We start from the raw sequence: 12,304 nt of genomic DNA on the forward strand, positions 1-12,304 counted from the left end.
TTGGGATCCTCTCGACCGACTACCGTTCTCTCGGCTCTCGCACCCGCGCAGCGGGCTGGAGCGCAGCGACTTTGTGCTCTGGCCCATCGCCGAAATAGATCGCTATCCGCTGTTCGTCCGCTCTTCGACGCAGAGCGGACGGGCGGATTGATGAGTACATCCCCTCATTGTCTTCGCCCATCTGGACACACGGAAATGGCCCCGCGAGGGGCCATTTCCAGTTTGCGTTGCGCATTAGTCCCAGTGGCGATGGCGCTTGATCACCACGACGCGGTCGTGATGGTGCCAGCCGCGATGCCAGCCATGGTCGCGATGCTCGCGGAATTCGGCGCGGGCTCCGTACGGCCCGTGATGGCCGTGCTTGACGATCACGGTCTCCGCACTTGCCAGCGTCGGCGCCGCAACCGCGAGCGCACCCAGAGCGGCAACGACATAACCAAGCTTCTTCATGATGTCCTCCTCCAATCGAATGCAGATTTAAACCGCGCATTCGCATGAACGTTCCGCGGGGAACGGGAAGAGAATTCTGAATGGATATTCAGGCTCGAGGCGATGGCTGATAGCAGCGTTGCTGCGGAGGTGTCGGTGCGCCGGTTTTCACGTTCTTGCCGTCCTTGATCGTGTAAGCGCCGCGCTCGTCGCGATTGTAGATCGCGCGCAGGCTGCCGTTCTCGGTCAGCATCAGTCCGAATTCGCGTGTCTGCCGGAGTGACGGGAAGTAGACCATCACGTTGAGCAGGCCTTCCGCGTTGACGGTGGCGGACACCACCTCGTTCTCGTCTTTGATCTCGCCGAAATCGCGCCGGTACATCACCCTTCCGTCCTTCCGGATTTCGTAAGTGAGCAGGGCTCCCTTGTCGCGGTCGGGCCTGATGGCGCAATCGACCGCCCAGGAGCCGAGCAGGCCCCACTGCTCGATCGTGTCCGCGAGCGTCTCGGCACGCGCCAGGGACGTGAACGCAATCCAAAGCACCGCCGCCACGGTCCAGCGGCTCAAACAACCTGTCATGTTTCAAAAGGCCCCGCCTCGAGGAATTGCAAGTGTAGCATCCCCGTCGCGGTCGTCCACGGCAGCTGCCAATCGCGCGGGAATTTGATCCGCGTCAATGAGGCCAGGCGCCTCGGGGGTAAGATGGCGCTCCCGAAGGCGAACGTGGTGAGAGCGATGCTGAATCAAGTGATGGATTTCGCGGGCGAGGTGCTGCCGGGGAGCTGTGCCGTGCCGCCTTATTCCGAGACCGTGTTTCTGGCCGAGCTGGGCGAGCGGTTGAGATCGTCGCGCGCCCGCTGCGAGCTGTCGCGCCGGGAGCTGGCCCGCCGTTCCGGGATTTCAGAGCGCTACATCGCCCAGATCGAAGCCGGCAAGGGCAACGTTTCGGTCGTGCTGCTGCTGCGGCTCGCCTCCGCGATCCACGGCAGCCAGCCCCAGGCCGCCTAGGCTCGCTTTTCCACATTGGCGCTACGCGAGGGCACGCCGAACTCCTTGCGGCAGACCTCCGCCAGGACGGCGACGCCCTCGCGGATCTGCTGATGCGAAGGGCTCGCAAAACACAGCCGCAGGCGCGAGCCTGAATAACCCTTGTTGGTGGACCATTCCGGCCCGGGATTGATCGAGACACCGGCGGCAAGCGCGGCCTGATAGAGCTTCAGCGTATCGACCTGGTCGGGCAGCTTCACCCACAGGAAGATGCCGCCTTGAGGCTCTCTAAACTCGGCCGCGGTGCCGAACTGCTCGTCGAGAGCTTCCATCAGCGTGTCGAGCTTGGTGCGCAGCGCCTTGGTCAGCGCTGGCACGTGGCTTGCGAAATGCTGATGGCAATAGCTGGCGAGCACCATCTGCTCCAGGGCGCCGGAGCCGGCGTCCGTCTTCAGCGCCAGCATCCGCGACATCACATCCCAGGGCGCGACGATGAAGCCGACGCGCAGCGCCGGCGCGATCGACTTCGAGAACGAGCCGATATGGATGACGCCGCCATTGTGGCTCATGGCGTAGATCGCCGGCGGCCGGTGTCCCGACCAGACCAGGTCCGCATAGCAATCGTCCTCGAAGATGGGCACACCATATTCGGCTGACAGCCGCAGCAACTCCGCGCGGCGGCTCTCCGGCATGATGCTGCCCGTCGGGTTCTGCACGGTCGGAATGGTGTAGATGTATTTCGGCCGGATGCCGCGGCCCTTGAGGTCGGCGAGCGTGGAGGCCAGCGCATCCATGCGCATGCCGTCGTCGTCGAGCGGAATGCCGACGGCGTTGACGCCCAGCCGCGTCAGCCGCTGCAGAGCTCCCTGATAGGTCTCCTGCTCGACGATCACGGTGTCGCCGCGAGCCAGCAGCGTGTTGTTGACGAGGTCGAGCGCCTGGAGCGAGCCGGAGACGATCAGGAGATCGTCCACCGTGCAGTCGATACCGGCATCGCGCTTCAGTTTCGTCACCAGGAATTCGCGCACCGGCAGATAACCCTGCGGGCCGTGCGCCAGCCCGTAGGTGGCGAGCGAACGTCCCTCGCGTCGCAGGACCTGGTTGGCCGCCTCGATCAGCTCATCGAGCGGCACCTGCTCGGAATCGTTGTTGCCGCCGACGAAGCTGTATTTGGCGAGGCCCGTCCAGCGCGCGGAGGGGGCCGGCAGCCCTGCGGGAAACAGGGGCGCGAAATCGAAGCTGGACGTCATGGGTGTTCCTCGTTGTTTTTATTTGGCGGCGGGCAGGGCGCCACGATTTTTCGATGATGCCATCATGCCAGTGTTTTGCCCGACGCGTCAAACAAAATTCGTAAAATCCGCATCAACGTCGCGTGCGGCCGATATGCCAATGATCTTGCCGATCCGCCTACTGTGCATGGGGTTGTTTTCGTGTTTTCGGTCCGGGCCGCGTCACTTCCCGCCCACCGTCCGGGTCGGGCGTCCCTGGCTGATGAAAGCGTAATGTGCATTGGCGACGCCGCCAACCATCAGGGCCTCGACGACAGGCTCGGCGATCTCGCTCGCCGCGGCCCAGTCGACGATGAAATTGGCGCCGGTACCGCCGCGCACGTCGTCGGTCGCAATGAAGACCGAGATGGAGGCGAGCGGCTTCAGCGCGACCGGATTTTTCAGATAGCTCTCGACCTGCTTGCCCGCGGTGTTGAAATAGGCGAGGCGCCTGATCACCAGCGGTTGCGTCTCCGAGGCGTTGTGGATACTCAGCGTCACCGAAAAGTCGACCCGCAGCTTGCCCTGGCTCATCGCAACGCTGGAATAGGCCGGCACGTAGAAGCCGCCGGAGACAGCGAGCTCCTCCTTCGGCACGGCCTGAAGCGAATCGGCGAAGGTCTGCTCGAGGCTCGCTTTGGGCTGTGCGGCCGCCGAGCCGGCGAAGGCGAGGGGGCATAGCAGCAATGCAGCGGCGAGCTTCGCCCGCATGTGACGAATTGCTCGCTTGCCGCGCTGCACTCGGTCTCTAGGGTGCGGCAAAACGGACCGATGTTCCATGCACGAGCTCATTAGCGACATCACTCTCTGTATTCTGTTTGCCTGGATGCTGGGCTTGCTCGCCCATTTTTCCCGGCAACCGCTGATCCTGGCCTACCTTATCGCCGGCTTCTGCATAGGTCCATTCGGCGCCGGCTGGGTCAAGTCGCAGGACTCGATCAGCGTCATCTCCGAGCTCGGCCTGATCTTCATGCTGTTCATGATCGGGCTCGAGATCGACCTGAAGAAGATTGTGCGGGCCGGCAAGGTGATCCTGTTCGCGGCCGGCGGCCAGCTGCTCGGCGGCTGCCTGCTCGGCATCGTGTTCTTCGCAGGGCTCGGTCTGTCGCTCGGCGGCGGCCATTTCGATGCGCTCTATCTCTGCGTTGCCTGTGCGCTGTCATCGACCGTTATCATCGTCAAGGTGCTCTACGAGAAGCGCGAGCTCGATACCTTGCCCGGCCGCATCACGCTCGGCGTGCTGGTGCTCCAGGACATTTTCGCCATCCTGTTCCTGGCGGTGCAGCCGAGCCTCGCCAATTTGCAGTTGAGTGTCATCCTGCTCTCGATCGGCCGCGTCGCGGTGCTGGTGGCGGCTGCGCTGCTGGTGAGCCGCTACCTGCTGCCGCGCCTGTTCCACCAGATCGCCCGCCGCCCCGAATTGATCCTGCTGGGCGCGCTCGCCTGGTGCTTCCTGGTCGCCGAGACTGCCGAGCAGCTCTCGCTGTCGCGCGAGATGGGCGCGCTGATTGCCGGCGTCTCGCTCTCGACCTTTCCTTACGCGCTCGACGTCACGGCCAAGGTGACGACGCTGCGCGACTTCTTCATCACGCTGTTCTTCGTGGCGCTGGGGATGACCATTCCCGTCCCCGGACTTTCCGTGATCGGGCTGGCGCTGATGATCGCCGCCTTCACGGTGGTGAGCCGCCTCGTCACCACTTTCATGCCGCTCTACCTCATGAAGCAGGGCCTGCGTGCGAGCCTGTTACCCGCCATCAACCTGGCGCAGATCTCCGAGTTCTCGCTGGTGGTGATCCAGACCGGCGTCACCGATACTCATATCGCGCCGGAGACGGCGAATGCGGCTTCCTTCGCCTTCGTGGTGCTGGCCGTGCTTTCGACCTTCGTCATGACCCGGAGCGACGAGATCACCCGCTGGGCCATCGGCCCGCTCAAGCGGATCGGCCTGCGCGATCTCGACCACGGCAACGGCCACGCCGAGGAGGGGCAGGAGGGCGGCCACCGCGAGGCGCGCCGCATCGTCATCCTCGGCTTTTTCCGTGCGGCGAGCGCGCTGCTGGCCGAGATCGAACGGCAGACCCCGGTGCTGCTGGAGCAGATCACGGTGATCGACTTCAACCCCGTCGTGTACCAGACCCTGCTCTCGCGCGGCCTGCACGTGATCTATGGCGACATCAGCAACGTCGACACGCTGCTCCATGCCGGGATCGGCAAGTCCGAGATGATCATCCTCAGCGTGCCGGACGCGCTGCTGAAAGGCGCCAGCAACGAGAAGCTGGTCCGCCACGTCCGCACCCTCAACCCGAAGGCCATGATCGTGGCGACCGCCGATCTGCTCTCGGACGTCGGCGAGCTCTATGCGGCCGGCGCCAGCTACGTCACCGTGACCCGGCTCAGCGACGCCAATGAATTGTTTACGGTGATCGAGGCCGCCCAGGCCGGCCTGTTGGCCGACAAGCGTGCCGAACTCGACCAGCGGCTGAGCGAGCGCCGCGAAGTGCTGCCCTGAACGACGTGCAGCCGCCTTCCGTCCAGGCGAGGCGCGCCTATATCGCCGGTATCTTCGGTGCAAGCCTCAAAGCTCGCCTGGAGGCGGCCTCTGGGCATATGCGGTTGCATCCAGGACACTAGCGCTTGGGCTCAAGTCCGGCTAAGGCGTCCGGCGAAGCCTCCGGCCCATAACCGATAGAGATTGGGACATGCCCGATACCGTCCAGGAAGTCTTGCAGGCCTTTGCCCGGGGCGAGCTCGTCGTGGTGACCGACGACGAGGATCGCGAGGGCGAGGGCGACCTGATCGTCGCCGCCTCATTCTGCACGGCGGAAAAGATGGCCTTCATCATCCGCCACACCTCCGGCATCGTCTGCGCGCCGATCACCACCGAGGATGCGCGCCGGCTGCGGCTCGATCCGATGGTTGCGCACAACGATTCCGCCCACACCACCGCGTTCACGGTCTCGATCGACTACAAGCCGGATGGCGGCACCGGCATCTCGGCCGAAGAGCGCGCCTCCTGCTGCCGGGCGTTGTCCAATCCCAATGCGGGCGCCAACGACTTCGCGCGGCCCGGCCACATCTTCCCGCTGATCGCCAAGGACGGCGGCGTGCTGCTGCGCTCCGGCCATACCGAGGCCGCGGTCGATCTCTGCAAGCTTTCCGGCCTGCCGCCGGTCGGCGTCATCAGCGAACTGATGAACGACGACGGCAGCGTGATGAAGGGCGAGCAGGTGTCCCAATTCGCCGCCAGACACAAGCTGAAGCACGTCACCATCGCCGACATGATCGCCTACCGGCAGGCCCGCGAAAAGCTGATCGAGCGGGTTTCGACCTTCACGACCGACAGCCCGATCGGCCCGCTGCAGGGCTATGCCTATCGCTCGCCGTTCGATTCCATCGCCCACGTCGCCTTCGTCTACAACGGCGTCGGCGACGGCAAGAACGTGTTGACCCGTTTCCACAAGCCCAACATCGTCAAGGACACCTTTACGGGCCACAAGCGCATGGCGGCGGTGCTCGAACACTTCAAGAAGTCCGGCCGCGGCGTGCTGGTGTACTTGCGCGACGGCGCGGCCGGCGTTCCCGTGTCGCCGCTGCCGGACGAGACGGCGACGGAAGCGGACCGCAACCGCCAGTGGCGCGAGGTCGGTGTCGGCGCGCAGATCTTGCGCGATCTCGGCGTCACCTCGATCCGCCATCTCACCTCGTCGGTGCACGACTACAAGGGCCTGTCGGGCTTCGGCATCGAGATCGTCGCCAACGAGCAGCTCGAAAGCTAGCGCCAACGTAATTGCACTTGTTGCCGCGGCGCTTTAGTTTGTCGGGCAATTCTTCGACGGAACCAGACCCGAAAGGACGTTTCATGAGCGTGCGCCCTCAGACCAAGGACAAGCCGGCTGCGGCATCCTTCCAGTGGGACGATCCGTTCCTGCTCGACGAGCAGCTGACCGAAGACGAGCGCATGGTGCGCGACACGGCGCGCGCCTACGCCCAGGACAAGCTGCTGCCGCGCGTCACCAAGGCCTATCTCGAAGAGAAGACCGACCGCGAGATCTTCAACGAGATGGGCGAGCTTGGCCTGATCGGCATCACGCTGCCGGAGGAATATGGCTGCGCCAATGCGAGCTACGTGGCCTATGGTCTCGTCGCGCGCGAGATCGAGCGGGTCGATTCCGGCTATCGTTCCATGAACTCGGTGCAGTCCTCGCTGGTGATGTACCCGATCTACGCCTATGGCGACGAGAACCAGCGCAAGAAATATCTGCCGAAGCTTGCCAGCGGCGAGTGGGTCGGCTGCTTCGGCCTGACCGAGCCCGACGCCGGCTCCGATCCGGCCGGCATGAAGACCCGCGCGGAAAAGGTCTCGGACGGCTATCGCCTGACCGGCAGCAAGATGTGGATCTCGAACGCGCCGATCGCCGACGTGTTCGTGGTCTGGGCCAAGTCGGCCGAGCACGACAACCAGATCCGCGGCTTCGTGCTGGAGAAGGGCATGAAGGGCCTCTCCGCGCCGAAGATCGGCGGCAAGCTCTCGCTTCGCGCCTCGATCACCGGCGAGGTCGTGATGGACGGCGTCGTGGTGCCCGAAAGCGCATTGCTGCCCAACGTCTCCGGGCTCAAGGGCCCTTTCGGCTGCCTCAACCGCGCCCGCTACGGCATCTCCTGGGGCGCGCTAGGAGCTGCCGAGGACTGCATGCACCGCGCCCGCCAGTACACGCTCGATCGCAAGCAGTTCGGCAAGCCGCTCGCGGCGACCCAGCTGGTGCAGAAGAAGCTCGCCGACATGGAGACCGAGATCGCGCTCGGCCTGCAGGGCTCGCTTCGCGTCGGCCGCCTGATGGACGAAGGCAAGTTCGCCCCCGAGATGATCTCGATCATGAAGCGCAACAATTGCGGCAAGGCGCTCGACATCGCCCGCACCGCGCGCGACATGCACGGCGGCAACGGCATATCGATCGAGTACCACGTGATGCGCCACGTCCATAACCTCGAGACGGTCAACACCTACGAGGGCACTCACGACGTCCACGCCCTGATCCTGGGCCGCGCGATCACGGGCATTCAGGCGTTTTTCTAGTCGTGGCCTTCTTAGCTGTGGCAAGTTTGCTCCGCTGTCATCGCCCGCGAAAGCGAGCGATCCAGTACTCCAGAGATATCGCCTTCGTCACCGGCGCCGCGGCGTACGGGATACCCCGCCTTCGCGGGGTATGACAGCAGAGAGTGCGGCTACAGGAAACGCCATGTCCGACAACGACGACGTCCCGTTCAACCGCAACTTTCCGCTGAAGGCCGGCGTCGTCGAGGAAGTCCGTCCCGGCGTGCGGCGCGTGCTCTGCAACAACCCCAGCCCGTTCACCTTCACGGGCACGGTCAGCTACATCGTCGGCACGGGCAATGTCGCGATCATCGATCCCGGTCCGGACGACGCGGCGCACGCTACGGCGCTGCTGGATGCTGTGCGCGGCGAGACGGTGAGCCATATCTTCGTCACCCACACCCACCGCGATCACTCGCCCAACACGGCGCGCATCAAGCAGGCGACCGGCGCGCCTGTGTACGCCGAGGGGCCGCACCGTGCCTCCCGGCCGCGCTTCGAGAGCGAGAAGCATAATCCGGAATCGGGCTCTGATCGTGACTTCGTGCCCGACATCAGGATCGCTCATGGCGATGTCGTCGAAGGCGCAGGCTGGCGGCTCGAGGCCGTGGCCACGCCCGGCCACACCGCCAACCACCTTGCCTTTGCCTGGCCCGAGCGAAAGTTCAACTTCGTCGGCGACCATGTGATGGGCTGGTCGACCTCGATCGTGGCGCCGCCCGACGGCTCGATGATCGACTACATGGATTCGCTCGACCGGCTCGCCGCACGCGAGGAGGATGTGTATTTCTCCGGCCACGGCCCGGAAATCCCCGAAGGACAGCGCTTCGTGCGTTTCCTGATCCGCCACCGCAAGGCGCGGGAGGCCTCGATCCTGCACCGCCTCGCCAAGGGCGAGACCGACATTCCGACCATGGTGCGCGCCATCTATATCGGCATCGATCCGAGGCTGACCACGGCCGCGGGCTATTCCGTGCTGGCCCATCTGGAAGACCTGGTCGCCCGCGGCGTGGTGGCCACGGACGGCGACCCCGTGATTGGCGGGACATACCGGATGGCGAGCGCCTAGCTCACTGCTACTTCTTCACCGTTTTCGCGGGCGCCTTCGGCGGTGCCACGGGGGTCTTCTTCGACGGCTTGAGCGCATCGGCATCGGCCGCGGTGTTGAGATCGTCGATGAATTTGGTCACGCGCGCGGCATTGCTGCCGAGATCGCTATCGAAATAACGCGAGGCAGAGCGGATATCGACGCGGGAATCGTCGCCGTCAGGCGCGACCCTGATCGAGACGTCCTCGCGGAGGCCCATGATTGGCGTACGCGCCACCGCCTCGATGCGGCCGATGCGGCGCGGCGGCTGCGGCTCGCGCTCGTCGATGACGGTCCATTTGCGCTTGATGACCAGCTGGCGCGCGATCGCATAGGCGCGGTCGACAGGAATCTCGAGTTCGACCGGCTCGATGTCGGGGTAGAACTGGCGCTGCTGCTCGGCCGAATAGAGCCCGGCATAAACGGCGGTGTTGGTCCCGTCCCCGGTGCGCAGGCGCGACAGCGCATCGAAGCGCGGCGGATCGATCGGATCGGTGGTGATATCGTAGATATGAGGCAGCTTGCGGTAGAGCAGCGCCTGATAAGCGGGATAGGCGAGGATCGCCCCGTCGATCAGGAAGGCGAGCAGGATGCGCGCCATACCGCGCGAGCCGTTTTGCCAGATGGCGGCAAAGCCGGCGAGGCCGAACAGGATGGACAGCCCGGCGATCGCAAGCCCGCCGAAGAAGGTGGCCAGCGCCGGCTTCATCTCCAGGAAATCGAAACGGACGATGATGATCGACACCACCACCGTCACCACCGCGAACACGGCAAGATTGCGCGCCCAGGTGGCGAGGCTGGACACGGGCTCCGACTGATAGGGAGCGGAAAACCTGCGGGCCATGTCGTTCCATCACCGAGGTAAGTCGCCGGTTGAGGACACGGGCGACGGGAGCAAGCTGACCTAACCCATTTTCCGCAGGCCTGTGAAGCGGTTTATCCCCTGTTCTGAACCCGTGAAAGGCCGGGCCAGCCTGCCAGCAGAAAGAGGCGCACTGCGAAGTGCGCCTCTCATGTAACTCCTGATTTTCGGGCCAGGCTTCAGTGCGTGACCAGCGGGCAGGCCGAGTCCGACAGCTTGCCGAAGGCCTCCTCGCCGGACATGGTCTGCACCAGCTTGTAGTAGTCCCAGGGCTGCTTGGATTCGTCGGGCTTCTTCACCTGCATGATGTACATCTCATGCTCCATAAGGCCGTCGGCGCGGATCTTGCCGTTGCTGGTGAACATGTCGTCGATTTTCATCTTCTTGAGCTCGGCCATCACCTTGTCAGCGTCGGTCGTTCCGGCAGCCTTGACCGCATTGAGATAAGTCATGGTGGCCGAATAGTAGCCCGCCTGGTTCATGGTCGGCTCGCGCTTGGTCTTCTCATAGTAACGCTTGGCGAAGGCGCGGGTCTTGTCGTTGAGATCCCAGTACCAGCCGGTGGTGAGATAGAGGCCTTGCGCGGTCTTCAGCCCGAGGCTGTGGACGTCGCTGATGAAGGCGAGCAGCGCGGCCGGCTTCATCGTCTTGCCGATGCCGAATTCGTCGGCGGACTTGATCGAGTTCGTGAAGTCGTTGCCGGCATTGGCGAGCCCCAGCACTTGCGCACCCGAGTTTTGCGCCTGAAGCAGATAGCTGGAGAAGTCGGAGGTCGAAAGCGGCACGCGCACCGCGCCGACCACCTTGCCGCCATTGGCCTCGACGACCTTCGAGGCGGAGTCCTGCAACTGCGTGCCGAAGGCATAGTCTGCCGTCAGGAAGAACCAGGTCTTGCCGCCCTGCTTGACCATGGTCTTGGCAGTACCGTTGCCCAGCGCCGTGGTGTCGTAGACGTAGTGCACAGTGTACGGTGTGCAGTCCTTGCCGGTCAGCGATGCACCAGCGGCGCCGATCGCGATGAAGGGGATTTTCTTCTCCTTGGCGACATTGTTCATCGCCAGACTGACGCCAGTGTTCGAGCCGCCGAGGATCATGGTGACGCCATCGCGGTCGGCCCATTCGCGGAATTTCTGCGCACCGAGGTCGGGCTTGTTCTGGTGGTCCGAGACCATGAATTCGATCTTGTTGCCGAGGACGCTGCCGCCGAAATCCTCGATCGCCATCTTGGCTGCTTCGACACCGCCAGGGCCGATCACGTCGGCGTAGAGGCCGGACATATCGTCGATATCGCCGATCACGACCTTGTTATCAGCCGCCTTTGCGGCGGTGGTGGCCGCCATCGAGGCAGCCAGCAGCCACGGCAGCATTCGCAGCGCAAATTGTTTCATCTTGAGCGTTCCTCTTATTGGCTTGGAGTGCGGCGCAACGTTAGGGAGGCGCCGGGTCGGCTCCAATTGGTCTTTGGTCGCGTGGCCGCGAACGAAAAAGGCCCCTGCACGACGGCAGGGGCCGAATTCAACCTTGCTGTGCGTGGGCTCTACGCCGCCGCGTTCGGGAAACGATATTCCTTGAACTGGTCGCGCAACGCAGTCTTCAGGATCTTGCCGGTCGCGGTGTGCGGGATGCCTTCGACGAAGGCGACGTCGTCGGGCATCCACCACTTGGCGATCTTGCCATCCATGTATTTGAGGATGTCCTCGCGCGTTGCCTGCTGACCCTGTTTCAACTGCACGATCAGCAGCGGACGCTCATCCCATTTGGGGTGGAAGACGCCGATCACGGCGGCTTCCGCGACGGCCGGATGGCCGACCGCGAGATTTTCAAGATCAATCGAGGAGATCCACTCGCCGCCTGACTTGATCACGTCCTTGGAGCGGTCGGTGATCCGCATATAGCCGCCCTCGTCGATCGTTGCGACGTCGCCGGTGTCGAAGAAGCCCTCCTCATCGAGGATCTCGGTGTCGACCCGGTAATAGGCTTTGGCGACAGCGGGGCCGGAGACTTTCAGGCGGCCAAAGGTCTTGCCGTCCCAGGGCAGCTCCGCGCCGGCATCGTCCGTGATCTTCATTTCAACGCCGAAGGGCGCGTAGCCCTGCATCTGCAGGACGTCGAGCCTGGCATCGCCGGTCGCATCACTGAACGGCGGCTTCAACGCCGCGACGCTGCCGATCGGGCTCATCTCCGTCATGCCCCAGGCGTGGCGGACGTTCGAGCCCATGTCGAGGAAGGCCTTGATCATGGAGCGCGGCATCGCCGAACCGCCGCAGATCACCATCTTCAAGTGCGGCAGCTTCAGATTGTTGGCGCTCATGTGCTGGAGCAGCATCAGCCACACCGTCGGCACGCCGGCGGTGTGCGTCACCTTCTCGGTGGCGAGCAGCTCATACACCGAGGCGCCGTCGAGTTTGGGTCCGGGCATCACCAGCTTGGTGCCCTGCGAGGGCGCGGAGAAGGCGATACCCCAACTGTTAGCATGGAACAGCGGCACCACCGGAAGCATTGTCTCGGACGCGCTGGTGCCGAGCGCATCGACATTGTTGGCCATCAGCGCGTGCAACACGTTGGACCGATGCGAATA

At 64.0% G+C, this 12,304-nt stretch carries 12 protein-coding genes; 5 read left to right on the forward strand and 7 right to left on the reverse strand.

From position 1 onward, the window contains the following. Positions 1-234: 234 nt before the first annotated feature. Complete coding sequence (locus tag IF809_RS36640; RefSeq protein ID WP_128967724.1) at positions 235-450, reverse strand: hypothetical protein; 216 nt, start codon at positions 448-450, stop codon at positions 235-237. An 88-nt stretch (positions 451-538) separates the two neighbouring features. Next, the gene (locus tag IF809_RS36645) at positions 539-1,009 is read right to left on the reverse strand and encodes a hypothetical protein (protein ID WP_453980024.1); all 471 of its coding nucleotides are present in this window, start codon (positions 1,007-1,009) and stop codon (positions 539-541) included. 156 nt (positions 1,010-1,165) lie between these two features. Between IF809_RS36645 and IF809_RS36650 the strand changes: the two genes are divergently transcribed. Continuing rightward, positions 1,166-1,438, forward strand: a complete 273-nt coding sequence (locus IF809_RS36650; protein WP_128969434.1) for a helix-turn-helix domain-containing protein — start codon at positions 1,166-1,168, stop codon at positions 1,436-1,438. On the opposite strand, the gene IF809_RS36655 is transcribed toward IF809_RS36650, so the two are convergent. Next, complete coding sequence (locus IF809_RS36655; RefSeq protein WP_462839930.1) at positions 1,435-2,667, reverse strand: aminotransferase-like domain-containing protein; 1,233 nt, start codon at positions 2,665-2,667, stop codon at positions 1,435-1,437. The genes IF809_RS36650 and IF809_RS36655 overlap by 4 nt on opposite strands. A gap of 201 nt (positions 2,668-2,868) precedes the next feature. Then, positions 2,869-3,396: a DUF3124 domain-containing protein gene (locus IF809_RS36660; RefSeq protein WP_462839931.1), complete on the reverse strand. Its 528-nt coding sequence runs from the start codon at positions 3,394-3,396 to the stop codon at positions 2,869-2,871. Positions 3,397-3,463: 67 nt separating this feature from the next. On the opposite strand from IF809_RS36660, the gene IF809_RS36665 reads away from it, so the two are divergent. From IF809_RS36665 to IF809_RS36680, 4 genes are all read left to right on the forward strand, one after another. Then, a complete protein-coding gene (locus tag IF809_RS36665; protein WP_462839932.1) occupies positions 3,464-5,194 on the forward strand; it encodes a cation:proton antiporter domain-containing protein in 1,731 nt (576 codons plus the stop codon). A 190-nt stretch (positions 5,195-5,384) separates the two neighbouring features. After that, complete coding sequence (ribB, locus tag IF809_RS36670) at positions 5,385-6,461, forward strand: 3,4-dihydroxy-2-butanone-4-phosphate synthase (RefSeq protein ID WP_128967719.1); 1,077 nt, start codon at positions 5,385-5,387, stop codon at positions 6,459-6,461. An 83-nt stretch (positions 6,462-6,544) separates the two neighbouring features. Continuing rightward, complete coding sequence (locus tag IF809_RS36675) at positions 6,545-7,759, forward strand: acyl-CoA dehydrogenase (protein ID WP_092298263.1); 1,215 nt, start codon at positions 6,545-6,547, stop codon at positions 7,757-7,759. A gap of 163 nt (positions 7,760-7,922) precedes the next feature. Beyond that, entirely contained in the window at positions 7,923-8,846 is a 924-nt protein-coding gene (locus IF809_RS36680; RefSeq protein ID WP_462839933.1) for an MBL fold metallo-hydrolase, read from the forward strand. A gap of 7 nt (positions 8,847-8,853) precedes the next feature. On the opposite strand, the gene IF809_RS36685 is transcribed toward IF809_RS36680, so the two are convergent. The 3 genes from IF809_RS36685 to IF809_RS36695 all read right to left on the reverse strand — a co-directional run. Further along, positions 8,854-9,708, reverse strand: coding sequence for a DUF1499 domain-containing protein (locus IF809_RS36685; protein WP_462839934.1), 855 nt, complete (start codon positions 9,706-9,708; stop codon positions 8,854-8,856). Between the two features lie 197 nt (positions 9,709-9,905). Beyond that, on the reverse strand, positions 9,906-11,114 hold the full coding sequence (locus IF809_RS36690) for an ABC transporter substrate-binding protein (protein WP_128967715.1): 1,209 nt from the start codon (positions 11,112-11,114) through the stop codon (positions 9,906-9,908). Positions 11,115-11,263: 149 nt separating this feature from the next. After that, on the reverse strand, positions 11,264-12,304 hold a 1,041-nt coding region (locus IF809_RS36695; RefSeq protein WP_462839935.1), incomplete at its 5' end, for an AMP-binding protein.

It is taken from the genome of Bradyrhizobium sp. UFLA06-24, from assembly GCF_054967145.1.

What these genes read in the sequence shown, in the direction of transcription:
- IF809_RS36645 (WP_453980024.1), bottom strand. Translation starts at nt 1,009, where the DNA reads ATGACAGGTTGTTTGAGCCGCTGGACCGTGGCGGCGGTGCTTTGGATT.
- IF809_RS36660 (WP_462839931.1), bottom strand. Translation starts at nt 3,396, where the DNA reads ATGCGGGCGAAGCTCGCCGCTGCATTGCTGCTATGCCCCCTCGCCTTC.
- IF809_RS36655 (WP_462839930.1), bottom strand. Translation starts at nt 2,667, where the DNA reads ATGACGTCCAGCTTCGATTTCGCGCCCCTGTTTCCCGCAGGGCTGCCG.
- IF809_RS36690 (WP_128967715.1), bottom strand. Translation starts at nt 11,114, where the DNA reads ATGAAACAATTTGCGCTGCGAATGCTGCCGTGGCTGCTGGCTGCCTCG.
- IF809_RS36640 (WP_128967724.1), bottom strand. Translation starts at nt 450, where the DNA reads ATGAAGAAGCTTGGTTATGTCGTTGCCGCTCTGGGTGCGCTCGCGGTT.
- IF809_RS36665 (WP_462839932.1), top strand. Translation starts at nt 3,464, where the DNA reads ATGCACGAGCTCATTAGCGACATCACTCTCTGTATTCTGTTTGCCTGG.
- IF809_RS36650 (WP_128969434.1), top strand. Translation starts at nt 1,166, where the DNA reads ATGCTGAATCAAGTGATGGATTTCGCGGGCGAGGTGCTGCCGGGGAGC.
- IF809_RS36680 (WP_462839933.1), top strand. Translation starts at nt 7,923, where the DNA reads ATGTCCGACAACGACGACGTCCCGTTCAACCGCAACTTTCCGCTGAAG.
- ribB (WP_128967719.1), top strand. Translation starts at nt 5,385, where the DNA reads ATGCCCGATACCGTCCAGGAAGTCTTGCAGGCCTTTGCCCGGGGCGAG.
- IF809_RS36675 (WP_092298263.1), top strand. Translation starts at nt 6,545, where the DNA reads ATGAGCGTGCGCCCTCAGACCAAGGACAAGCCGGCTGCGGCATCCTTC.
- IF809_RS36685 (WP_462839934.1), bottom strand. Translation starts at nt 9,708, where the DNA reads ATGGCCCGCAGGTTTTCCGCTCCCTATCAGTCGGAGCCCGTGTCCAGC.